The 23,053-nt window shown below is 71.7% G+C and carries 17 protein-coding genes and 1 pseudogene; 6 read left to right on the top strand and 12 right to left on the bottom strand.

All coding sequences use genetic code 11. The annotated features are described in order from the left end of the window. A partial coding sequence (locus FREUN1FDRAFT_RS03840; RefSeq protein WP_006538625.1) for an FtsX-like permease family protein occupies positions 1–1,198 on the bottom strand: 1,198 nt, incomplete at its 3' end. Then, entirely contained in the window at positions 1,198–1,953 is a 756-nt protein-coding gene (locus FREUN1FDRAFT_RS03845) for an ABC transporter ATP-binding protein (protein ID WP_006538626.1), read from the bottom strand. The genes FREUN1FDRAFT_RS03845 and FREUN1FDRAFT_RS03840, both read right to left, overlap by 1 nt. 248 nt (positions 1,954–2,201) lie before the next feature. Here FREUN1FDRAFT_RS03845 and FREUN1FDRAFT_RS03850 point away from each other — a divergent pair, with 248 nt between their 5' ends. The 3 genes from FREUN1FDRAFT_RS03850 to FREUN1FDRAFT_RS03860 all read left to right on the top strand — a co-directional run bounded on the left by FREUN1FDRAFT_RS03850 (position 2,202) and on the right by FREUN1FDRAFT_RS03860 (position 5,472). After that, on the top strand, positions 2,202–3,674 hold the full coding sequence (locus FREUN1FDRAFT_RS03850; RefSeq protein ID WP_063745260.1) for a sensor histidine kinase: 1,473 nt from the start codon (positions 2,202–2,204) through the stop codon (positions 3,672–3,674). Positions 3,675–3,722: 48 nt separating this feature from the next. Next, the gene (locus FREUN1FDRAFT_RS03855; protein ID WP_006538628.1) at positions 3,723–4,436 is read left to right on the top strand and encodes a response regulator transcription factor; all 714 of its coding nucleotides are present in this window, start codon (positions 3,723–3,725) and stop codon (positions 4,434–4,436) included. A 169-nt stretch (positions 4,437–4,605) separates the two neighbouring features. Then, positions 4,606–5,472, top strand: a complete 867-nt coding sequence (locus FREUN1FDRAFT_RS03860; protein WP_006538629.1) for an acyl-CoA thioesterase II — start codon at positions 4,606–4,608, stop codon at positions 5,470–5,472. Between the two features lie 47 nt (positions 5,473–5,519). Here the strand turns inward: FREUN1FDRAFT_RS03860 and FREUN1FDRAFT_RS39450 are convergent, their stop codons facing one another. Both FREUN1FDRAFT_RS39450 and FREUN1FDRAFT_RS47895 read right to left on the bottom strand, forming a co-directional pair. Then, positions 5,520–6,482: a tetratricopeptide repeat protein gene (locus tag FREUN1FDRAFT_RS39450; RefSeq protein ID WP_006538630.1), complete on the bottom strand. Its 963-nt coding sequence runs from the start codon at positions 6,480–6,482 to the stop codon at positions 5,520–5,522. A gap of 31 nt (positions 6,483–6,513) precedes the next feature. Then, a pseudogene (locus tag FREUN1FDRAFT_RS47895) lies at positions 6,514–7,449 on the bottom strand (serine/threonine-protein kinase); the annotation flags it as partial. Here FREUN1FDRAFT_RS47895 and FREUN1FDRAFT_RS03870 point away from each other — a divergent pair. Together FREUN1FDRAFT_RS03870 and FREUN1FDRAFT_RS03875 are read left to right on the top strand one after the other, a co-directional pair. After that, complete coding sequence (locus tag FREUN1FDRAFT_RS03870) at positions 7,377–8,858, top strand: hypothetical protein (protein ID WP_232295028.1); 1,482 nt, start codon at positions 7,377–7,379, stop codon at positions 8,856–8,858. The pseudogene FREUN1FDRAFT_RS47895 and the gene FREUN1FDRAFT_RS03870 overlap by 73 nt on opposite strands. A gap of 95 nt (positions 8,859–8,953) precedes the next feature. Continuing rightward, positions 8,954–10,069, top strand: a complete 1,116-nt coding sequence (locus tag FREUN1FDRAFT_RS03875) for a transporter substrate-binding domain-containing protein (RefSeq protein WP_232295029.1) — start codon at positions 8,954–8,956, stop codon at positions 10,067–10,069. 46 nt (positions 10,070–10,115) lie between these two features. Here FREUN1FDRAFT_RS03875 and FREUN1FDRAFT_RS03880 read toward each other — a convergent pair whose 3' ends face one another. The 4 genes from FREUN1FDRAFT_RS03880 to FREUN1FDRAFT_RS03895 form a co-directional block, all read right to left on the bottom strand. Further along, positions 10,116–11,438, bottom strand: coding sequence for a VWA domain-containing protein (locus FREUN1FDRAFT_RS03880; protein ID WP_006538633.1), 1,323 nt, complete (start codon positions 11,436–11,438; stop codon positions 10,116–10,118). A 42-nt stretch (positions 11,439–11,480) separates the two neighbouring features. Further along, complete coding sequence (locus FREUN1FDRAFT_RS03885; protein WP_006538634.1) at positions 11,481–13,793, bottom strand: serine/threonine protein kinase; 2,313 nt, start codon at positions 13,791–13,793, stop codon at positions 11,481–11,483. A 115-nt stretch (positions 13,794–13,908) separates the two neighbouring features. Further along, positions 13,909–14,517, bottom strand: coding sequence for an FHA domain-containing protein (locus tag FREUN1FDRAFT_RS03890; RefSeq protein WP_006538635.1), 609 nt, complete (start codon positions 14,515–14,517; stop codon positions 13,909–13,911). Continuing rightward, entirely contained in the window at positions 14,517–15,101 is a 585-nt protein-coding gene (locus tag FREUN1FDRAFT_RS03895; protein WP_006538636.1) for a hypothetical protein, read from the bottom strand. The genes FREUN1FDRAFT_RS03890 and FREUN1FDRAFT_RS03895 overlap by 1 nt, the downstream gene beginning before the upstream one ends. A 297-nt stretch (positions 15,102–15,398) precedes the next feature. Here FREUN1FDRAFT_RS03895 and FREUN1FDRAFT_RS03900 point away from each other — a divergent pair, with 297 nt between their 5' ends. Continuing rightward, positions 15,399–16,322 (top strand): TIGR03564 family F420-dependent LLM class oxidoreductase, encoded by a 924-nt coding sequence (locus tag FREUN1FDRAFT_RS03900; RefSeq protein WP_006538637.1) that lies wholly within the window; start codon positions 15,399–15,401, stop codon positions 16,320–16,322. A gap of 60 nt (positions 16,323–16,382) precedes the next feature. Here FREUN1FDRAFT_RS03900 and FREUN1FDRAFT_RS03905 read toward each other — a convergent pair whose 3' ends face one another. The 4 genes from FREUN1FDRAFT_RS03905 to FREUN1FDRAFT_RS03920 form a co-directional block, all read right to left on the bottom strand. Beyond that, complete coding sequence (locus tag FREUN1FDRAFT_RS03905; RefSeq protein WP_157474290.1) at positions 16,383–17,555, bottom strand: lipase family protein; 1,173 nt, start codon at positions 17,553–17,555, stop codon at positions 16,383–16,385. A 283-nt stretch (positions 17,556–17,838) separates the two neighbouring features. Beyond that, positions 17,839–18,711 (bottom strand): formyltetrahydrofolate deformylase, encoded by an 873-nt coding sequence (purU, locus tag FREUN1FDRAFT_RS03910; protein WP_006538639.1) that lies wholly within the window; start codon positions 18,709–18,711, stop codon positions 17,839–17,841. Further along, a complete protein-coding gene (locus tag FREUN1FDRAFT_RS03915) occupies positions 18,708–21,032 on the bottom strand; it encodes an FdhF/YdeP family oxidoreductase (RefSeq protein WP_006538640.1) in 2,325 nt (774 codons plus the stop codon). The genes purU and FREUN1FDRAFT_RS03915 overlap by 4 nt, the downstream gene beginning before the upstream one ends. A 257-nt stretch (positions 21,033–21,289) precedes the next feature. Then, a complete protein-coding gene (locus tag FREUN1FDRAFT_RS03920) occupies positions 21,290–22,348 on the bottom strand; it encodes an SGNH/GDSL hydrolase family protein (RefSeq protein WP_232295030.1) in 1,059 nt (352 codons plus the stop codon). Positions 22,349–23,053: the final 705 nt, after the last annotated feature.

Consider the following 23,053-nt stretch of genomic DNA (forward strand, 5'->3'; position numbering starts at 1 on the left):
GGCCGCGGCCGGCACGCGGCGCCCGGCCGACCGCGATCGCGTCCATCGCGCGCAGCCGGCCCGCCCGCGCCGAGGCGAGCAGCGCGGCGAGGCCGACGAGAAGGAGGACCCAGCCGGCGACGGCGATGTCCACCCAGGGCGGGATGGTCTGCGCCCCCACCTGGTAGGCCGAGGCCTGCTGGTCGAGGACCGGGACCGCCGCGAGGTTGCCCAGAAGCAGCCCGAGTCCCGTGCCGACCGCGTTCGGTACCAGGGCCTGACCGACGTAGGCCCGCACCACCTGGACCGGCGTGAAGCCGAGTGCCTTGAGCACCCCGATCCGCCAGGTCGAGGCGCCCACCGCCCCGCTGACCACGATGCCGATGATCAGTGCGGACATCGCGAGCGCCAGCAGCCCGAAGGCGGCCACGAACGGGACGTAGACCGTGGTGTCCGCAAGCGCGCTCCTCCGGACGGGCAGATAGGACTGCGAGCCGGTCATCGTGCCGGCCGGCAGAGCCTCGCTGATCGCGTCCCGCCCGGCCTGGACCTCGGCTTCGGTGGCGGCCGCGGTGAACCGGTAGAGCATCTGGTAGCCCGCCGACTCCAAAGCCTCCACCAGGGCCGTGAGCTGATCCGGCGTGACCCAGCCGGACGCGCTGTGCGTCATGGATCGGCCCCGGCCGACAACCGTGAGAACCGGAGCGCCCGGCAGATCGGCGAGCGTGAGCTTCAGTCCGGTCAACGGCGGCAGCGAAGCACCGGCGTCGAGCACGATCTCACCCGGCCCGGTCGGCCAGCGGCCGTCGACCAGGCTCACCCTGTCGACCGCGCCGGCCGCGTCCGCCGCCGAGCGGCCGACCAACGTCAGCAGCGGCAGCTGTCCGTCCGGAATGTCCAGGCTGCCGCCGTCGGGCAGGGTGACCGCGGTGGGGCGCGTGGACAGCGTCCGGAAAGGCCCGGCCGTGGCCGCGACTCCTGGAAGGGAACGGGTCGCGGCCAGCGTGTCGGCATGGACGGCGCCGCCGTCGAACCGCGCGGTGAGATGCGCCCCGGCCTGCCGGGCGAACGCGCGGTCGAAGGGCGCCCGGGAAGCGACGAGCAGGCCTGCCGCGAGGACCGAGGCGCTCACGGCGGTGACCACGGTCAGCACCATCACCGCGGTCTGCACCCGCCGGCGCGACACCCCGGAGCGCACCACCCGACCGACGGCCGGCATCAGGCGCCCACCGCGGAATCGCGCACCGTGGTACCGACCACCGCGGCGTCGCGCACGATCGCGCCGTCCACCAGCTCGATGACACGGGTCGCGGTCGCCTCGGCGAGCCGGACGTCGTGTGTGACGAGCACGACGGTCAGCCCTTCCCGGTTGAGCTCGGCGAGCAGCGCCGTCACCTCCTCGCCGGCGGCGGTGTCGAGCGCCCCGGTCGGCTCGTCCGCGAGCAGCAGCGCCGGGCGGTTGACCAACGCGCGGGCGACCGCGACCCGCTGCCGCTGCCCGCCGGACAACCGGCCGGGGTAGGCCGTCGCGTACCGGTCGATGTGCAGGTGGCGGAGCAGGCCGACGGCACGTTCCCGGGCCTGCGCGCGGGGCATCCCGGCGAGCTGGGCCGGCAGCAGGACGTTGTCCAGCACGGTGAGGTCGTCGAGCAGGTTGAAGAACTGGAAGACCATGCCGACGCGGCCACGGCGGAACTTCGCCGACGCCGTCTCACTCATCTGGTCGATCCGGCGTCCGTCCACTGTGACGGCGCCCGAACTCGGCCGGTCGAGCCCGGCGATCAGGTTGAGCAGGGTTGACTTGCCGCTGCCCGACGGGCCGAGGATGGCGAGCGCCTCGCCGGGGCTCACCCGCAGCGACAGGCTGGCGAGCGCGGGCGCTCCGGAGTCGTACTTCTTGGTCACCTCCCGCAGCTCTATGACCGGTGGTGCGCCCGCGGCGGGCTCCTTGATGAGGGGCTCGGTGCTGGTCACGGACGGGGTTCCTCCTCGGCTGCAGGGCCGGCGCCCGGGGCCGCGGGACGGCCGGGGGGGCGCCCGTGGTCGGGTCAACGCGGACGGTAGGCCCGGAGCAGGGCTCGGCACGTCGCCCGCGGGGGCGAGGTTCGGTACCGCTTCCGGCTGATCGACCGGCAGGTCATCCTGGGGATGTACGCGGTCGATGTAGTCAGCTGACCGCTGGGGTTGATGTGCCGGCTGTTCCGCCTTGCCACACTGGTCCGGTGACGCGCCCCAGCCCCGGTGACCGCTGGCGGCGGCTCCGACCTCGCGTCGACGGCCCGGCCGGCGGGCTGTCGGCCTGGGCCTGGGCGGCGGACGTGATCCTGGCGGTGGTGCTCGCGGCCGCGACGATGATCGCGACCTGGCAGTCATCCGGCGATTTCAGCGTCCGAGTGCCTGTGTCAACCAGCGTCGGCGAGCACTCGCAGGCGCAGGACCAGCGGAACCCGGTGGAACCGTCTGACCCGGCGGAACAACCAGAACAGCGAGGACGGCCAGAACAGCCAGAACGGCCAGAACAGCCAGAACAGCCAGAACGGCCGGACCCGCCGGACCCGCTGGTCCGCCAGGGCTGGCCGGGGGCCGCGCCGGTGGGGCCGTTCGAGTACGCCCAGCAGTTGCCCGGGCGCGCCCCGCTCTGGCAACTCGTCCTCGCCGGGCTGAGCGCGTTGCCGCTGCTCGCCCGCAGGTGGCGTCCACTCACCGCCTACGCCGCGGTGCTCGTCCCGGCGCTGCTGGTCCACGTGCGTGCCACCGGCGACGACACGACCGTGTTCACCTTCATCTCGGTCCTCATCGCGGCCTACAGCGCGGCGATGTACAGCCCGCACCGGCGAGCGGCGGTCGCGTGCGTCCTGGTCGGCGCGGCGGTGGTCGCCGTGCGCCACGAGCGCACCGTGCCGGAGATCTCCTCCGCCTACCTGCCGTTCCTGCTGCTGATCCCGATCGGGCTGGCGGCGAACGCCATCCACGGGCAGACGCAGCGGATCCGGCGCCTCGAGGCTGAGCAGGCCACGGCGAGCCGACGCGCGGTCGACCAGGAGCGGGCCCGGATCGCCCGGGAGCTGCACGACGTGGTCACGCACAACGTCAGCGTGATGGTCATCCAGGCCGGGGCCGCCCGCAAGGTGCTCGACCTCGCCCCCGACCGGGCGCGCGAGGCGCTGCTGTCGGTGGAGGCGGGCGGGCGGGCCGCGATGTCGGAGCTGCGGCATGTGATGGGCCTGCTGACGACGACAATGCCACCGGCGGAGACGAGGGATCGGGCCGAGAACGGGCTGGAGCCGCAGCCGGGCCTCGGCCAGCTCGACGCGCTTGTCGCCCGGGTCGGTGACGCCGGCGTCGCGGTCGAGGTGCGCACCGAAGGGACGCCGCTGGCGCTGTCCACCGGGGCGGACCTGACGGCCTACCGGGTGGTGCAGGAGGCGATGACGAACACCATGAAGCATGCCGCCGGGGCGCGCATCCAGGTCCGCCTCGGGTACGAGCCCGACCGGCTCCGGATCGACGTCACCGACTCGGGTGGCACGCCCACCGCGGCGGCGTCCGCCGGCAGCGGTGCCGGGCTGATCGGCCTGCGGGAGCGGCTCGCCGTGTACGGCGGCACGCTGGAGGCCGGGGAGCGGCCCACAGGTGGGTACCGCGTCACCGCCGTCATCCCGGTGCCGGGGCCGATCCCGGTGCCCGCGCCGTGACACCCTGTCAGGTGTGAGGTCGGTGTTTGTCAGGACGGAAGCGGCACCGTGACCGGTGCGGCAACGGCAGGGGCGGCGCCGCCGCTGCGGGTGGTGATCGTCGACGATCAGGCGCTGGTGCGTGCCGGTTTCGCGATGATCCTGGCCGCAGACGGAATCGAGGTCGTCGCCGAGGCGGCCAACGGCGCGCAGGCGGTGGAGGCGGTGCGCAGGACCTGCCCGGACGTCGTGCTCATGGACATCCGCATGCCCGAGATGGACGGGCTGGAGGCCACCCGGCGCATCCTCGGCGGCGCCGCGGCGACCGGCGCGCCCCGGGTGATCATCCTGACGACGTTCGACCTCGACCAGTACGTGTACGCGGCGCTGGCCGCCGGCGCCAGCGGTTTCCTGCTCAAGGACGTCAGCCCGGAGCAGCTGGTCGGGGCGGTGCGGCTGGTCCGGCTCGGCGACGCGCTGCTGGCACCGGCGATCACCCGGCGGCTCGTCGAGCGTTTCGCCCGCACCGACCGCGGCACCACGCTGCACCGCGAGCTTTCCACCCTGACCCCGCGGGAGGTCGAGGTGCTCCAGCTGCTGGCGACCGGCCTGAGCAACGCGGAGCTGGCGGCGCGGCTCGTCCTGAGCGAGGCGACGGTCAAGACCCACGTCGCGCGGATCATGGCGAAGCTCGGACTTCGGGACCGCGCGCAGGCGGTTGTCGTCGCCTACGAGACCGGGCTGGTCACGCCGGGCGCCGGAGTGGGCGGCGAGCCGGGCTGAGCCGCGGCGCGTTGCGATCAGCGGGCCGTGGCGAGCCGGATGCGCGGGCCGCGGCGAGCTGGGATGAGCGGGCTGCGGCGGGTACGGCGTAGCCTCCAACCGTGGCCCTGATCCTTTCGTTTCGGCTGGTAGCCGTGCAGGAGTTGCCCGCCCTGGTACCGGCGGGCAGGTGGCGGTGACCGCGCAGCGGCCCGAGTTCTCGGACCTGCTGGCGCTGGAGCACATCGATCGCGACATCTTCCGTGGCTCGTGTCATGACGGCGCACCGATGCGTGCCTTCGGCGGGCAGGTCGCGGCGCAGGCCCAGATCGCCGCGGGCCGGACGGTGGAGCCCGACCGGTGGATGCACTCCCTGCACGGCTATTTCCTACGGCCGGGGCGCACCGATGCGCCGATCCTGTACCTCGTCGAACGCATCCGAGACGGCCGGTCGTTCTCCACCCGCCGCGTGAGCGCGGTCCAGAACGGCGAGACCATCTTCTCGATGTCGGCGTCGTTCCAACGGCCGCGTGACACCCCCGAGGAGCACCAGCTGAAGGCACCGGACGTCCCGGCGCCGGAGACGTTGCGCCGCTGGTGGGGGCCGATCGACGAGGCCCCCGAGTACCGGCCGTTCCTGCTGATCGACGTCCGCTCGATCCCGAGCGGCGCCGAGGGCGCGGCGCACCGGCCGACGTTCGATCGCGCGCTCGCGGCCGCCGACGGGATGCCGCGCCAGAACGTCTGGGTGCGGGTCGACCAGCCGCTGCCGGACGACCCGCTGCTGCATGCCTGCGCGCTGACCTACCTGTCCGATCTGACTCTGGCGAGCACCGCGAGCCTGCCCTACGGCGCCGGGCCGGGCCGCCTCGACGTGGTCTCCCTCGACCACGCGATGTGGTTCCACCGAACCTTCCGCGCCGACGACTGGCTGCTGTTCGCGCAGGACAGCCCCAGCGTCGGTGGCGCGCGCGGGCTTTCCCGGGGCACCTTCTTCACCCGGGACGGCCAGCTCGTCGCCTCGGCCATCCAGGAAGCCGGCCTGCTCCGACGCTGACCGGGCGGTGGCGGCGGCGTGAGGACCGACCGTGAGGACCGATCAGCTCACGGAGTGGGCGCGACGGTCTGCTCCTGCGCGACGGCCTGCTCCTGGTGGATCCACCACTGCAGCGCCGCCGCGGTGCGCAGAACGTCGGGGTGGCCGGCGCCGAGGAGCCGGCAGCGGTCGGCCCAGACGTTCTCGCCGATCGTGCGGGCCTCCTGGTAGCGGCCGAGCCGGCCCAGGTAGACGGCGAGGTTGAAGGCCGCGGCGAGGGTGTCGTCGTGGTCGGGGCCGAGCGTGCCGCGGCGCAGCCTGAGGGTTTCCTCGCCGAGAGCGCGGGCGTGCTCGTGCTCGTCGAGGGCGCTCAGCACGACCGCGAGGTTGAAGGCCGTGGTGAGGGTTCCCGCGTCGGCGGGGCCGAGGACGGCGCGGCGCCGGGCGAAGGTGTCCAGGTAGAGGTCGCGGGCACCGCGGTGGTCGCCGAGCGCCGCGAGGTCGGCGGCGAGGTTGTGTGCCGTGGCGAGGGTGTCGCGGTGGTCGGGCCCGAGGACGCGCAGGCGCCGGGCGAGCGTGTCCTCGTCGAGGGTGCGGGCGGCCTCGTGGTCGCCGACCTCGCTCAGCTCGCTGGCGTCGCTGTGCGCCGCGGCGAGGACTTCCGGATGGTCGTCGTGTCGGGTCTGCCGCTGGCTGGTGCGGGTGCCGCTGTGCTGGCTGGTGCGGGTGCCGCCGGGCTGGCCGGTGCGGGTGCCGCCGGGCTCGGGGTGCCGTCGCGGCCCGCCGTGCGTGACGATGGTCCGCTGGCCGGTGGTGTCCGCGGCGGATCCGCCGGGGACGCCGGATCCGGCGGCGGCCCGGACGGCGTCGTCGAGGTGCAGGGGGAGCCCGACCCGGGTGAGCCAACCCGGGCCGAAGGCCTCGCTTCCGGCCCGGGCGAGGGCGAGGGCGAACTCGACGGCGCTGGCGTAGCGGTCCGCAGGGAACCTCGCCAGTGTCCGCAGGATCACCGTGGCGACGGGGGTGGGCACGTCGTCCAGCGGGGTGGGGGTCCTTGCGCTTCTGGTAGCGCAGCAGGCCCCACTCCTTTGATCCGTCGTAGGGGGCGCGGCCCGCGAGCGCCTGGTAGAGCACGGTGGCCAGCGCGTACAGGTCGGTCGCCGGGCTCAGCCGGTCGCCGTTGAACTGCTCGGGCGCCATGTACGCCGGGGTGCCGGCGAGCCCGCTGGCCGCGGCGCCCGATCCGTCGAAGAGCTTCGCGATCCCGAAGTCGCCGACCTTCGGTGTTCCGTCCGCGGCGAACAGGATGTTGTCGGGCTTGATGTCGCGGTGCAGCAGGCCCTGGGCCTGGCCACCCCGCCGGTGGATGTAGGCCAGCGCCGCGGCCACCGCCAGGCCGACCGCGCAGACCTGCGCCGGCCCGAGGTCGGCCTGCCGCTGGGTCAACGTTCCGCCGGGCAGCAGCTCCATCACCACGAGGCACAGGTCGTCGGTCCGCCTCGAGTCGTAGACCCGGACCACATGTGGGTGGTCGAGCTGACCGAGCAGCTTCGCCTCGTCGATGCGGTTGCCCCGCAAGGTCTTCGCCGGCAGCACCTTGACCGCCACCGGCCGGTCCATCTCCCGGTGCTGCGCGGCGAGCACGGCCCCGAAGGTTCCCGAGCCGAGATGCGCGCCGAGGACGTAGTCCGGCAGCGCCCGGGCGACCTGTTCCCGGTCGTAGATCACCGCACACCACCGTGGCCGCGCCGCCGCCCGGCCCGCCGCGCTGCCCACCGGCCCGTCGGCCACATGATCGTTCCTCCGTCGTCGCACTGGCGATCCGCGATCTCCAGCCAGGGGATATGCCAGACGTACCACGGGTCCTGGAGGGGAACACCGTCGACTGCGCGGATCACGGAAATCTTCGCAGGCTCTCCTGGCCGTTGTCAGGACGGCGTCCAGCGGACAGATGTCGGGAACACGGCGTATTTCGGCGGCGGTGCGGACCAGGCGCATCGCGGAGAATATATTGCCGGATTGTGGCCAGTTCTGTGCAGCGCGTGGCACTCGCCGGGGCGGCGGCCAGCCCCGTGGTCTCCCGGTGGAGCCGGGCCGACACACCGATCCGGCTCCGCGGAACCGCCCTCTTCGTCGTCGGTTGGCTGCTCGTCGCCGGGACTGCAATGATCTTCGTGGCGTCCGTGCGTGCCGACGCGCTGGCCGACGCCAGGAACCGGGCCGGTGAGGTCGTTATCGAGGCCCAGCTTGTCCGCAGCAAGGTGTCGAGCGCCGACGCGGCCGCGGCAGCGTCGGTGTTCGCACACGTGGCGCAGACGGACCCCGTTCACGACACGCCGGAGGAAAAACGGGCCGCGTACGGCACCGCGGCCGACCGTGCCACGACCAACGATGACGTCGAGACGGCCGCGGCGGGTGTTGTCGAAATGCGGCGACTCGGTGTCGAGGGCTGCCCCTCCGGCGGCCCGTCAGTCGGGCGGGAGTGCGCCGACGACCTGTTGAAAAGGCTGGGGGAGCTGATCCCGCAGTACGTAGGCCTGGTGAACACGGCCCAGGCCTACGTGCGGACGGGAAGCTCGACCGCCGAGGCGTATCTCCGCAGGGCTTCCGACCTGGCTCGGCAGGAGATCATCCCGCGGGTCGACAGCCTGATCGGGATCGCGGGAAACGGGGTCGACGCCGATTTCCGCACCGCGACCGACGGCCGTGTCGACCTGCTCCTCGTCGTGTTCGTCGCCGGCGGCGGGACGGTGCTGCTTGGGCTGCAGGTCTATTACTCCCGACGAAGCCGCCGGGTTTTCGAGATCCGGTTGGTGGCCGCGACCGGGTGTGTGCTGGCGGCGGCCAGCCTGTTCGGTGCCAGTGCTCTGCTCCAGGAATCCAGGGCCAGCAGCAGTGTGAACGAAGGGTACATCCCGATGACGACACTGTCGCAGGCACGGGTCTTCGCCTCGCAGGCCCGCGCCGACGAGAATCTGGCGGTGCTGTCGCTGGGCGTCAACGATGACTCCGAAAACGACTGGGACAACTCGCTCGCCGACCTCAGCGAGGCCATGACCGTCGAGGAGCTGCCGGCGGAGACCGTGGGCCAGATCAGGACCAATATCGCGCGCTGGCAGCGGAACCATGATGAGGTCACCAGAGCTCTTTCCGGAACCGGCACGGAGTTCCTGAGAGCGGCGCGGCTGACCGTCGGCGAGGGCGCGGCGGCCTTCGCGGATCTCGACAACAGTTTCGAGACCGCGGTCAGCGCCAGCACCAGGAGATTCCAGGCGCATATGGCGGCCGCCAAATCGCCGGTGCCGACGGCTTTGGGCTGGGCCGCCGGCTGCATGCTGTTCCTCGCGGCGATCCTCGTCCACATGGGGATGCGGCACCGCCTTCAGACCTACCGGTTCCAGCGGTGAACACCACCGGCGCTCCAACGCCGGCCCCGGCTCCACCCCAGGGCCGGTGGGCACGTGGTGGCCGTCGTGCCCGCCGTCGGTGGGTGTCCGCGCTGGTGATCGTCGTGGCCGCCGCCGTGCTCGGTGCCTGTGGGACGACCGGTGCGAGGTTCCCGGCAGAGATCGAGCCACGGCCTGCCGCCACCGCCACCAGGACAGCCGATATCACGGTTACGGGCACGGGCACGGGCACGAGCACGAGCACGAGCACCGGCAGCGACGGGTCCGGCGCGGCGAAACCCTGCGCAGACGGGCGCCCCGTTCGCTGGAGCCCGGCTCCGCCAGCGTCGATGCCCACGCCCGGAGTCTTCCGCCCCGGCTCGATCATGGACGATATCTGGCGCAAGGGCGACCTGACCGTCGCGATCGTCACCGACGCTCCGCCCGCGGGCTCGATGAACTGGACGGAGCCCACGCTGGAGGGCTTCGACGTCGACATCGCCGGCGCCATCGCCACCGCCCTGTTCGGTAACGGGGGAGAAAGCAAGATCCGGTTCCGCGCGGTGACAACGAAGGACCGTGCCGCGCTCCTGAAGAACCCGAACTCAGGCGTGGATATCGTCGTCGCGACCTACACGATCACCTGCGAACGGAAGGAAAAGGAGAACATCCTGTTCTCCGGGGTCTACTTCGAGTCGCGCTTCGCCCTGCTGGTTCCCGCGAAGGCCGGATTCAAGACGCTTCGCGACTTCGCGGGTTACACGATCTGCTCGACCGAGGGCGCGACCTCTGTGCAGAAGCTCGAGGATGCGGCCCGCAGTGCTTTGGCTCCGGGCGACCCGCCGCTGACAATCACCTTGCGCCCCCGCGCCGCCGACTGCCTCGTCGCGGTGCAGCAGGGCGAGGCTGACGGGGTCGCGACCGATGACATCATCCTCGCCGGAATGAAGGCACGGGACCAGTATGTGGATGTCCCCCCCGGCGGCGTCACCGCTGCGGGCGACGACTTGGCCGAGCCTTACGGTGTCGCGCTGCATCGCAGCCACCTCGATGACCCGAACGCGAACAAGCTGCGCGATGAAGAGTTCGTCCAGTTCGTCAACGGCGTGCTGCGGGACATGATGGCCAGCGGGGGCTGGGCGACGAGCTATCAGAACTGGTTCCACGTGACCCGGGAGGAAGCCGAAGCCGCCGCGCCGCTGGCCCGGAACCCCGGCTGGCCGGCAGGGTGAGCTCCGCACTCCTGCCGGGCCGTGAGCCTGACGGCCCGGCAGGAGTTCAGCCGATGGGGACGGTCCACCGCGAGCGCAGCTCGTTGATGTTGAGCTGGTGCGCACTCACGTCTTCGCGGATCCGCACCTTGCCGGCCGCGGCGTCGATGACGGTGAGCAGCCCACGTTCCAGCTGATCGATCCTTTTCTGCTCGCCCGCCTCGTACGCGAGCCGGACCGCGCGGCCGAGGTGCTCGGCGGCCAGCGCCAGGTCGTGCTCGCTGTACGCGGCGACTCCGCGGCGGACGGCCTCGCCATACCCGACCAGCCCCGCGTACCTGGCAACCTCCCGGTTCACCACCGAGTAGCGGGAGGCGTCCTCGGTCCACAGCGCGAAGATCTCGCCGCCGGCGTCCAGACCCGTGCCCGTGCCGCTCGTACCGTGAGAACTCGGGCCGTCGTGGACGATCGTGACGCAGCCGGCCAGGCTCGCCTTCTCGCCCGGGCGGCGTCCCCTGTCCGCGCCCGGGTCCTGCAGGCCGCCGATGCCGATCTGGTAGTCGCGCTGCTCGTTGCCCCAGTCGCCGATGGGGAAGTCGAACGTCTGGGGGTCGTCGGGATCCGGCACCGCGGTCAGGGCCTGGATGGTCGGTGCGACCTGCTTGACGTACCGGATCCTGGCGTCGAGGGGAATCCAGACCTGCAGCCGTACCGCGCTCGCCGCCCGGTACGCGGCCGCCGTGACCAGGTCGCGGAAGTCGCGCTGCAGGTCGTCGCCGGTGGGTGTGTCCAGGGAGGTGCCCTGGAGCCGGTCGGAGATCAACAGCAGGTCCTCGGCCTTCCAGCCGACACCGATGCCCCGGCAGTCGCAGCGGAAGTGGCCTTCGCTGTATCTGACCGTGGCCTCGAGCTCTTCCCGCGGGGACTCGTTGTAGCCGTCGGTGAGCAGGACTGCCTGCCGGATCGTCGCTTCCGGGTGCCGGTCGAACACCTCTCGGGCCCGGGTCAGCCAGGTGTCCATCGCCGTCCCGCCATGGGACCTGAGGTGGCGGATGGCCGACCTCGCTTCCTCGCGGGTCTCCGGGTCGGCCCTGGCCAGGCCGGTGGCCGGGTAGACGGCCTCAGCCTGGTGATTGCCCGCGATGACGGCGAAGAGGGTCCCGGCGGGGAGGGCCTCGACCGCCGCTCGGGCCGCCGCCTTCGCGGCGATCTGTCGGTCGGGCACGGCTCCCATGGAGCTCGAGACGTCGATGATCAGCACGATGGCCCGCTGCCCCGGGGTGGCCGTGGCCCCGTCCGTGCGGGCCCGCACGGACACGATGGCGTCGATGTCGGTCTCACCCGACGGCAGGAACTGGTTCTGGGCGACGCTGACCTCGAAGGCGATCAATGTAGTCCTCCCTTGCGTGCAGGTCTCAGCACCGTGCAGGTCTCAGTACCAGGTCCAGCGGCGGATCCGGTTCGCCTCGTCGACGAGCCGTACCCGGGTGCGGCGATCCTCCGTGTGGCTGGCCAGCTCCAGCAGCGTTTTCTCCACCGCGAGGCGCAGACTGTCCGGATCACAGGGGTGGCCGAGAACCGTGCCCCTTGCCGGGAGGGCACCCGCGGCCAACAGGGCACTCGCGACTCGGAAGATCCTCAGCCGCAGGCCGAGTCGCCGGGTCGCGGTCATCTCGCGCTCGCCGTTGCGGAGCAGCCGGCAGGCCCGCTCCAGGCGTTCCTCGGCCAGCTCCATCGACCGGTCGCGTGGGGTCGAGGCGTCCAGCTCCGCCGTGAGCGAGGCGACGAGCGCCTCGACCATGCGCGCGCGGGCCTCGGGATGGAAACGCGATGTCTCCGGTACCCGGGCGTACGCGGCGATCCGGTCGGTGGGTTTCGACCGGCAGCGGGCCAGCCCGAAGGCGGCGCCGATCGCCGACCGGTCCGCAACGGAGACCACGTCGTAGTACTCGGCCGCCCGGTCGTGGTCGCCGGCACGTTCGTAGGTGACGGCCAGCGCCAGCCGAGGCGCGAGCTCCCCGGGAACGGCGGAGAAGACCCTGTCGAACGGTTCCGCCGCGTCCGCGGCCTTCCCCTCCGCGAGGGCCACGAGACCTCTGTACCAGTCCACCCGCCAGTCGGTCGGCCGTGGTGGGTCGCTCAGGACGCCCCGGGCCCCACCGCCCGGGGCGCCGTCATGCCCCAGAACGCGACCCACCTGGGGCGGACGCTGCCAGCCGAGCCCGAGTCCGGGCCGGGCGCCGAGGTCATCCCGGGCGATCTTCTCGAGCAGGTCGCGGGCCTTGCCCGGCCGCCCGGCGTCGAGTTCGAAACGCACCCGCCGCAGCTGTACCTCCACCGTCATCGGCGCGAGCTCGGCCAGCATCCGGGCGATGGTGGACGGATCGCCGTCGGCCGGGATGGCGGCGAGGGCAGCGGCGGCCGGGTCATCCGGATCGACCTGGGGGCTGGGGAGGATGGCGTCCGGCGGCGGATCGTCGTCCTCGCCGGTGAGGTAGGGCATCGGGGTGAACCGGCGGCTCAGCGGCGGAGGCAGCGCGCGATCGGTCTTCTGCCGGGAGTCCTGCCTGGCGAGGATCTCGTGCACCACACCGAGCATCTCGTGCTCCAGCTCGGCGATGTCGGTGAACCGGGCGGCCGGGTTCCGCTCGGTGGCGCGCAGCAGCAGCCGGTGCAGCGACTCGTGGTCGCGAAACACCTGGTGCTCGTCGCGGGCCGGGAGACTGTGCCGATGCTCGCCGCCCAGGCCCCAGCCGGTGCCGAGGAGAAGAACGGCGAGGGTCCGCCCGACGGCGTAGATGTCCGAGGCCACCGACGGGAACGCACGCGGTGCGGGACCCGGGCCGCCCGAGCCGTCCGTGTCGTCGATCTCCGGTGCGCGGAAACCCGGCGTGCTCAGATAGGCCGATGTCAGGTCGTCGGCCCGGCGTGCTCCGCCCAGGTCGATCAGCATGATGGCGTCCGACCTGACCATGACGTTCTCGGGTTTCAGGTCACAGTAGACCAGGCCGCGTTCGTGCAGGTAGCGCAGCGCGGGTAACAGCCGCTGCACGTAACGTGTCGCGTCGGCCGGGTCCAGCCGGCCGTTCTGGTCCCGTCGCAGTTTCTCCAGGGAATCACCGCGGACATAGTCCATCACGATGTATTCCGCGCCGTTGTGCGTGACGAAGTCGCGGATCCGGACGATGTCGGGGTGCTCCACGGCGGTGAGGAACACGCGTTCGCGTTCCGCGGCTATTCGGGCCTGGGCGTCCCCGGTGTCGAGCAGGCCTTTGAGGACCACCCAGCTACCGGACCGCTCGTCCTTCGCCGCGTAGATCCAGCCCTGGCCACCGCGGGCCATCCGACCGAGGATCCGGTAGCGCCCCTCCACGAGGTCGTCAGTGCGCAGCGCCGGCGTCGTCGAACCTGGGGAAACGGGGTTTCCGCAGCTGGGGCAGTGGCCGTTGGCCACCGCGGCGGCGTTGAGATCGTTGCCGCATCCCTCGCATCGCCAGTCATCGGGCGGAACGTGCTGGTCCGAGATGACCGGTGGTGGGTCGGAAGCCGAGTCGTTCGCTGTTGACGGCGGCCGGGTCGGATCGGTGAGGTCTTCCGGTCGTGGGTGGGGCGGTTGTTCCTCGGCCTCGGGCTCGTCCTGCTCCGGAGGGTGCCCGCAGACGGTGCAACGCCCGCGCGGCCCGATGATCCCCTTGCCGTTGCAGCGCGGCCGGATGCAGGGGACGCCGGACGGCTCGTCGCTCATGGCCGCGCTGCCCCGGACATCGCCAACCCCCGAAATCGTGTCGATCTGGTACGGAGAGTCATATCAGAGTAGGTCCTTTCCTGATTCGCTCCGGGCACGACGGCTCGGTGCGGTGTCAGGCGCGGGTGGGACGTTCGCTGCCCTCCGGGCTCGGCGGGCTCGGCGGATCCCAGCTGTGGCGAACGGTGACCCTGGTCCAGGAACCGAGGAAGAACGCGTCGCCGTCGCCCAGCCGGACGCACTCCTGCGGGCCCAGTCGCGGGTGGCCCGGGCGCAGCCGGATGCCGTTCAGGGAGCCGAGGTCATGCAGCATGTACCGCCCGTCGTACTGGAGGTCGAGCTGCGCGTGGAACGCCGACATGCCCGGGTCCGGCGGCGGCTTCACCAGATCGACCCCGGGAGGAAGGCGGCGCGGTGATGAATGGGAACCCAGCACGACGACCGCGGCCCGCAGCGGCGCGACCTGGGCCGGTGGCGGCTGGGCAGGGAAGACCGGATCCTGCCGGAGCGAGTCGTAGTACCCGCGGTCGGCCTCGATGTGCAGCTCCCAGCGCCTTCTGCGGAAAGGAACCAACCGGGGTGGCTGGGGCGGTCGCGGCGGCCGGGGTGGGTTACCGGTGGCGAACTCGAGCCGGCAGCCGAGGCAGAACGGCTCCTCCTGGCGGCGCGTGGTGCGGCAGACCGGGCACCGCTGATGGCGCAGTGTCGGAGGCTCCTCGGGCATCAGCGGGCCTCGGGTGTGTCGGGCGCGTCCGGTGCGTCGGGGCCGTGCCGGTTCACGGCCGCGACATACTCCGCGACCAGCCGGGCGGCGGCGTCCAGATCGACCGGTGGCCGACCGAGTGCCTCCTGAGCCGCGGCATGCAGGCGGAACAACTCCGGCTCCTCGGCGACGCCGAAATGGCCCGCCTTGACCTGGAAGCCCTCCAGCCGGTGGCGCAGCTCGCTCAGGAGCTCGGTCGACTCCTGGATGACCCTGTCGTTGGTGTCGACCATGGTCCGCACGATCTCGCGAGTGCTCTCGGCCCGCAGCCGCCAGGCGGCGATGCCGGTGGCGACGTCCTTCTCGTCGCGGCCGGACTCTCGCGCGGCCCGCAGGTCATCCAGCCAGGGGCGCAGACCGGACGGGCCGTCGAGGCACTCGGTGTCGGCGAGCTCGACCAGACCGGGTGCTGCGACGAAATGGCCCTCGGCCTGTGCCGCGAGCGCGGAACCGCTGCGCGCCAGGTACTCGATGTCGGCCATTGTCCTGGTGAGCGCGTCCAGGTCGTCGGCGGGCAGCTCGTCGCCGGTGCGTCCATGGGACATCGACAATCCCCCGTCTCCGCCCGCGATTGCTTTGTGCGGAAAGCCGTTTTCGGTATCACGGCGTACCCCGCGCTGACGTCCGGATCATACTTTGGGTGAACTGCCCCCGGGCGCGTCTCCTGCGGAGCGATGTGGGCGCACCGTGTACATAGTGGTGCGTCGGCGGCGGTTATCGCGGCATCTTGTGTGGCCGGTGTGCTGTGTGCTGCGGGTGGCGGGACGATCGGGAACGGAACTGGAACCGGCGGAACCGGCACGGACACGACGGCGAGACGATCGGCGACGGACGGAGTCATCATGCGTATCGGTATCACCCTCACGGATTCCCGCGGACCGGACGCGCTCACGCGGCTGCGCGACGAACTCGCCGACGCGGCGGCGAACGGCATGCAGTCCGCATGGTTGTCGAACATCTTCGGGCTGGACGCGCTGACCGCCCTGGCGGTCGCCGGTGGCCAGGTCCCCGGCATAGAGGTCGGTACGGCGGTCGTGCCGACGTTCCCCCGCCATCCGGTGGCGCTCGCGCAGCAGGCGCTGACCACGGCACTCGCGGTGGGCGGGCGGCTCACCCTGGGCATCGGGCTGTCGCACCGCGTCGTCATCGAGGGCATGCTCGGCTACAGCTTCGACCGCCCGCTGCGGCACCTTTCCGACTATCTGGATGCGCTGCTGCCGCTGCTCGACGGGGAGCAGGCCGACGTCAGGCGCGAGACGGTACGGGCCGTCGCCGGCCTCACCACGCCCCGGGTGGGCCGGGTACCGGTGCTGGTCGCGGCACTCGGGCCGAAGATGCTGCGGCTGGCCGGCGCCCGGGTCGACGGCACCGTGCTGTGGATGACCGGCGTGTCGACGGTCCGTGACCACATCGTGCCGACACTGCAGGCGGCCACGTTCGAGGCCGGGCGGCCACCGGCCCGGGTCGTGGCGATGCTGCCGGTGGCTGTCACCGACGACACCGACGCAGCGCGGGAGCGGGCGGCCCGGGAGTTCAAGGTGTACGGAACGCTGCCGTCCTACCGGGCCATGCTCGACCGCGAGGGGGTCGCCGGCCCGGCGGACATCGCGCTGATCGGAGACGAGAAGTCGGTGCGGGCCCGGATCGAGGAGTTCGGCGACGCCGGCGTCACCGACTTCGTCGCCGCCGCGTTCTCCGGCCCGGACGCGGCCCGTACCCGCGCACTGCTGGGCGAGCTGGCCAACACTGCGGCCAACACTGCCTGACCTTTACCTCTACCTCCCGCCGGCCAGCCGGGTGCCGGGCCGGCGGGAGGGGGCGCGCTGTCAGCGCGGGCAGGTGTTCGTGGGCGCCCGCCCGCCGAAGCGGTCGGAGAGGAAAGCGAGTTTGTCGTTCTGGCGGACGATGGCCTCGAGAGCGTGTTCACCGATGAGGTCGCGGACGGTGTGGACCGTGGCCCCGGCGGCGCACCAGCGGCTTACGAGAGTGTTGTCCTGGGCGACCGGAACGATCTCGTCGGTGTCGGCGTGGTAGTCGTAGATCGGCATCGTGGGGGCCGCGGCACCGAGAGTGTTGGCGGCCAGGACGCGAGCCACAGAGGGTATGGCCAGCGGGTCGCGCACCGTGGTGTGGTCGGCCAGCTTCCTGAAGGCGAACCTGACGAGCAGATCGATGATGCAGATACCGCGGGCATTGGCCATCGCCTTTCTGCCCGCGGCGTTCAGGATCGCACCGATGCCGGCCTCCGGGTACTGGCTGTCGAAGCCCGCAGTGGCCGCGAAGACGAAGCCGGCGACCAGACCGCCGTCGATGTACCGGCTGACCGCGGCGGGGTCGGCGGGAATGCCGCCTATCGCCGCTCCCACGAGCTGGACGTCAGGGGCGTAGGAACGCTGCAGCTGGGCGGCCCAGCCAGTGGCCTGGGCTCCACCGGAATAGCCCTCGACTGCCCATGGGTTGGCCGTTCCCACGCCGCCCAGGCCCGCGCTTCTGGTGGCACGGATGCTGTCCAGCACGACATGGCCGGCCAGTAGTCCGTCCATGAAGGCCGAGGCAGCGCCTTCGAAGTCGGGCAGGACCGCTGCCCAGCCCCGGTCGAGGATCGGCTGTGCCGATCCGGTGGCGATGATCGCGCCCACCCCGTTGCCGGACGCCAGCCCGTACGACGGGGCGCACTGGGTGCCGGTGGAGTCCTCGGCGACCTGGACGGACACGACCGGCCGAGGACCGGTGCCACGCCAGGGTGTTCTCGGCTCGAGCAGGGTGGTGACCGCGAGCTCGGGGGAGTCGTGGGCGTCGTTGGTGCGGAAGGAGATCTGCCAGGCACTGACGCCGGTCAGGCCCTTGGGTGTGACCGGCCTGGTGGCCACGACCTCGCCGGGTTGGTAGGAGGCGATGTCCGCGGGGGCGTCGTAGAAGGGGTCCTCGTCCGGGACGACCGACCCGGGAGCAGGGGCCGTGTCGGCGTGGGCCGGCCCGGCGGGGAACGCCGTCAGCACCGCGGCCACCGTCACGGCCAGTGCTAACGGTAAGACTCCCGCCTTGCGGCGCATCGCCCTCGGGCGCGCTCGACGCCCTGACCCTACCGATCTGTTCATGATCTCTCCTGCCGTCGGAACAGGCCTCCGTACGGTTACCGGCGAGTGTTACCGAAGGGTTCTACCGGTGAGTACGGATGTCTTGACGGTAGGAGCGTGGTCACGATGCGTATGGGTCATCGTCGGTCGACGGCACTAAGGTGTGCCCCCGACCGCGGGGGTCGTCGCCAGCCGGGTGCCGCGCTCAGTGCAGGATGACGGTCTTGCCGTCGCTGAGGATGATGCGGTTCTCGGTGTGCCAGCGCACGGCGCGGGCCAGCGCCCGGGTCTCCGCCTCGCGGCCGCGGGCGGCGAGCTGGTCCGGGTCGAGGGTGTGGTCGACCCGGATGAGCTCCTGCTCGATGATCGGGCCCTCGTCGAGGTCCTCGGTCACGTAGTGGGCGGTCGCGCCGATGAACTTCACCCCGCGGGCGTAGGCCTGGTGGTAGGGCTTCGCGCCCTTGAAGCTCGGCAGCATCGAATGATGGATGTTGATCGCTCGGCCGGCGAGGTGCTCGCACAGGCGCGGGGAGAGGATCTGCATGTAGCGGGCCAGCACGACCAGGTCGACCTGCTCGGCGTGGACGAGATCGAGCAGGTCGGCCTCAGCCTCGTTCCTGGTGGCGGGCGTGACCGGGAGGTGCCGGAACGGGGCGTCGAAATGGCGGGCGATGCCGCCGAGATCGGGATGGTTGGACACGACCGCGACGACGTCGAGGTTCAGCTCGCCGATCGACGTACGGAACAGCAGGTCGTTTAGGCAGTGCGCGAACCTGCTGGCCATGATGACCGTGCGGGTGCGATGCGCGGTGTCGGCCAGCCGCCAGGTCATCCCGAACCGGGCGCCCAGTGGTGCGATCCGCGCCCGCAGCTCGTCGAGGTCGAGCCGGGAACCGTCGATGTGGGCGAACTCGACCCGAAGGTAGAAGGTGCGGGTGGCGGCGCTGCCGAACTGGTGGCTCGCCACGATCGTGCACTTCTCCTGCAGCAGCAGCTCGGCGACGGCGTGCACGATGCCCGGCGTGTCCGGGCAGGAGAGCAGCAGCACCCCGTGCTGGGCGCCGGCGGGCGCGGTCACGAAGCCCCCGGATCCCGCCCGGCAGCCAGCCGTGGCTCCAGCCGGACGACCAGGGACTTCGAGGTGGGGGTGTTGCTGCGCCGCGCGGTGCTGTCCAGGGGGACCAGGACGTTGGTCTCGGGGAAGTAGGCGGCGACGCAGCCGCGGGCGGTGGGGTAGGCGACGAGGCGGAAGTCCTCGACGCGGCGTTCGACGCCATCCGCCCAGACACTGACGACGTCCACCCGGCCTCCGTCGGACAGCCCGGCGGCGGCGAGGTCGTCGGCGTGGACGAAGACGACCCGCCGGCCCTGGCGGACACCGCGGTAGCGGTCGTCGAGCCCGTAGATGGTGGTGTTGTACTGGTCGTGCGAGCGGATCGTCTGCAGCAGCAGGTGACCGGGCGGTGGGCGCAGCACCTCCAGCGCGTTCACCGTCAGCACCGCACGACCGGACGGCGTCGGGAAACGCCGGTCGTCCCGCGGCGGGTGGGGCAGCCGAAACCCGCCGGGCTCGGCCACCCGCCGCTCGTAGTCGGCGAACCCGGGGATCACGGCCGCGATGTGGCCACGGATGCGCCGGTAGTCGGCGGCCAGGCCGGCCCAGTCGACAGGCGTGGCCGGCCCGAGGGTGGCGGCGGCGAGCCCGCAGACGATCGCGACCTCCGAGCGCAGTGCCGGCCCGGCCGGCGTGAGCGTGCCGCGGGAGGCGTGCACCTCGCCCATGGAGTCCTCGACCGTGACGAACTGCGGGCCGGCCGGTTGGACGTCCAGCTCGGTGCGGCCGAGCGTGGGCAGGATGAGGGCCTGCTCGCCGGTGACAACATGGGACCGGTTGAGCTTGGTGGAGATCTGGACGGTGAGCCGGCAGCCGCGCAGCGCCGCCTCGCTGACGGCGGTGTCGGGCGCGGCGGCCACGAAGTTGCCGCCCATCCCGACGAAGACCCCGACCCGGCCGTCGCGCATCGCGCGGATCGCGTCGACGACGTCGTAGCCGTGCCGGCGGGGCGGGGTGAACGCGAACTCGGTGCCCAGGGCGTCGAGGAAGGCGTCCGGCATCTTCTCCCAGATGCCCATGGTGCGGTCGCCCTGCACGTTGCTGTGCCCGCGCACCGGGCACACCCCGGCGCCGGGCCGGCCGATGTTGCCGCGCAGCAGGAGGAAGTTGACCACCTCGCGGATGGTGGCGACCGAGTTCGCGTGCTGGGTCAGGCCCATCGCCCAGCACACGACGATCCTGTCGGCGGCCAGCACCCGGCGGGTCAGCTCGTCGATCTCGGCGTCGGCCAGGCCGGTGGCCGCCCGCACCTCGTCGTCGGACAGCGTGCGCAGGTGCGCCGCGAAGGCCTCGAAACCGGTGGTGTGCTCGCGAAGGAAGTCATGATCGAGCACGGTGCCCGGGTTCGCGTCCTCGGCGTCCAGCAGGCGGCGCGACACCGCCTGGAACAGGGCCAGGTCGCCGTTCAGCCGGATCTGCAGGAACTGGTCGGCGAGGGTGGTGCCACGGCCGAGGACGCCGGCGGGCCGCTGCGGGTTGCGGAAGCGCAGCAGTGACGGCTCCGGCAGCGGGTTCACCGCGACGATGCTGCCGCCGCGCCGCTTGACCTTCTCCAGCGAGGTCAGCATCCGCGGATGGTTCGTCCCGGGGTTCTGCCCGACGACGAGCACCAGGTCGGCCGTTTCCAGGTCGTCCAGGGTGACGCTGCCCTTGCCGATCCCGATCGTCTCGACGAGGGCGGCCCCGGACGACTCGTGGCACATGTTCGAGCAGTCCGGCAGATTGTTCGTCCCGAACGCGCGGACGAACAGCTGATAGGCGAACGCGGCCTCGTTGCTGGTCCGACCGGAGGTGTAGAACGCGGCCTCGTCCGGGCTCGCCAGCCCGTTCAGCTCGGCGGCGATGATCCCGAACGCCTCGTCCCAGCCGACCGGCTGGTAGTGGTCGCTACCGGCCGGCCGGAACATCGGCTCGGTCAGCCGGCCCTGCTGGCCGAGCCAGTAGCCCGACCGGCCGGCGAGATCCGTCAGCGAGTGGGTGGCGAAGAACTCCGGTGTCAGCCGCCGCAGCGTGGCCTCCTCGGCCACCGCCTTCGCGCCGTTCTCGCAGAACTCGGCCAGGTGGCGGTGCTCGTGGTCCGGGTCCGGCCAGGCGCAGCCCGGGCAGTCGAAGCCGGACGTCTGGTTGAGCAGCCGTAGCGTGGTCACCGTCCGCCGGACGCCCATCTGGCTCCAGGCCTGCCCCAGCGCGTGGGAGACCGCGGGCAGCCCCGCGGCCGACGTCGCCGGGCCACGTACCGAGAGCTGCTCGTCGCCCGGATCCGCGCTTACCGGTCCGCGTGCCACGGTGGCCCACCTCCACAAGATCTTCGGAGCTGGACGGACCCAGCCCGGCTGATACCCGTCGCTTGGCGAGCCGTGTCATCCTACGAGGCCTGAGCGTGCGGACCGGGTCGCCGCGAGGTGCACCGAACGTATTCATTGCTGACCAGGTCCGGTCCGTACCGACCCTTGTCGCCGCGGTCTCGGAGCCGCCCAGCCTCGCCGACCGCATCGCCGAGACCGCGGCGGCGTAGCGCGCCCTGACCCGGCCTGACAGGTGGTTACTGGGCGGTGGCGGTGCCCGACGGGCCGGCCTGGCCGGTCATGTTGCCCTTGATCGGGACGATCCGGTACTCGGTCCTCAGCCCGGCTGGCAGGGTGCCGGTCGTCCACGTGTTCGTCCCGGGCTTCGCCGCCAGCGGGTACGGCAGGCGGTAGAACGTCTGCTCGCCGTAGGAGAGCACCCGCTGCTCGACGAGGTAGGCGGACGCGCCGGGCGTCGCCGCCCAGGTCAACGTGTGCTGGCCGGGCTTCCCGACGGTGGTGACCGCGCGGCCGGTGCCGGGCCAGGGCACGGTGCCGTACAGCGGGCCGAAGGTCGTGCCGATCCCGAGCTGTGCCAGGGCGTTCGCGACCCCGCGGGCGATGACGAAGTCGCCGGTCGGGTTCGGGTGTGACCCGTCCCAGGTGTGCTGGTAGGGGTTCCAGTCGGCGTAGTCCCGCGCGACGACCACCTTGGACGTCGCGGTCTGCCAGTTGCCGATCTGCTGGTCGAGCAGGGTGTTGTAGGCGGTGGCCTGGGGCTGCAGGTTTCGACCGCCGGCGTAGTCGGAGCGGTCGAGGACCTGGGCGACGACGACGTCGATGTCGGGGTTCACCCGTCGGGCGTTGTTGATCAGCGCCAGCATGTCGTCGGCGGCCTGCTGCGGGGTCGAGAAGTAGGTGAGGTCGTTCGCGCCGAGCGCCACGATGAGCACGTCGGCGGGGGTCGCTCGCAGCAGGCCCTCGACCGCGTCGCGCTCGGTCCGGGTGGCGTCGCCCCAGATGGAGTGGTGGTCGCGGTCGAACCAGGCGTCGACGTAGTCGTTCGAGCCGGCAGTGTTGGCGGTGTTGTCCCAGACGTCGATGCGGTCCCCGACGAAGTCGACGGCGCCGGGCGCGCTGAGGCCCAGGTGCTGGGCGAGCCGGTAACGCCAGGTGTAGTCCCCGGCGGTCTGGTGGGTGACCGAGTCACCCAGGATCATCACCCGGGTCTGGGTGGCTGCCGTGGCCACGGGGCTGGCCACCACCGTTCCGGCCAGTGTCACGCCGCCGGTGAGCACGATCGTCGTGCCTGCCACCCCCGCCACCCTGCGGATCGGCTGCCCCAACCGCGCGCCTGGGCTGGGCTGAACGCGGCGGTGTCTGCCCACTGCTCGTCACACCTCCTTCCGCCCGATTCGCTTCCGCGCGATTCGCGAGGGACGTCGCCGATCCTGGCACTGAGCCGCCTCCGCCGGTCGGCCGTCGGGCATCCGGTGGGCGGCAACTCCTTCGGGTTCACCCGAAGGTGCCAGTCGGTGACGCGGCGCGGTAGGGCCCGGCCGACCCGGCCAGGGATCCTGCGCGTCGCGTGGCCGAATGCCGGCGTCATCTGGTGAATAATCCGATTTGCCGAGTTTGACCCCCGCGTTTGGGATTTTCTGCCCGGTGAGCGGTGACGGGTTTCCGCGGGACCATTCGCCAATGGCGGCGACCCGGGTACGCGTGCCGGTGTGACCCTGTTTGTTTCTGATAGTTAATTCGGTGACTCGGTGATCGGTAAAATCCGGCGTTCCGGGGTGCGTGGAGAACTGGGCTCGGGCTGCTGCCGAGTGCGCGACTTCGGCGTGCCCGTATCGAGAGGAACCTCACGTTGCCACAGATCCTGCCGTCCCCACAGACCCCGCCGGCGTCACAGGCCCGACCAGCGTCCACAAGGCTATCCGTACAAAACGACAACCTTAGATTAACAGACTCGCCGTCAATGCGCGGCGATTCGTCCACGCGGAATGGTTCGCGAACCC

The organism is Parafrankia sp. EUN1f, assembly GCF_000177675.1.
Classification (GTDB): domain Bacteria; phylum Actinomycetota; class Actinomycetes; order Frankiales; family Frankiaceae; genus Parafrankia.

Excerpts from the sequence above, each read along its gene's own strand:
- FREUN1FDRAFT_RS03885 (WP_006538634.1), bottom strand. The coding sequence starts at position 13,793 with ATGAGCGACGAGCCGTCCGGCGTCCCCTGCATCCGGCCGCGCTGCAAC.
- FREUN1FDRAFT_RS03890 (WP_006538635.1), bottom strand. The coding sequence starts at position 14,517 with ATGCCCGAGGAGCCTCCGACACTGCGCCATCAGCGGTGCCCGGTCTGC.
- FREUN1FDRAFT_RS03895 (WP_006538636.1), bottom strand. The coding sequence starts at position 15,101 with ATGTCCCATGGACGCACCGGCGACGAGCTGCCCGCCGACGACCTGGAC.
- FREUN1FDRAFT_RS03900 (WP_006538637.1), top strand. The coding sequence starts at position 15,399 with ATGCGTATCGGTATCACCCTCACGGATTCCCGCGGACCGGACGCGCTC.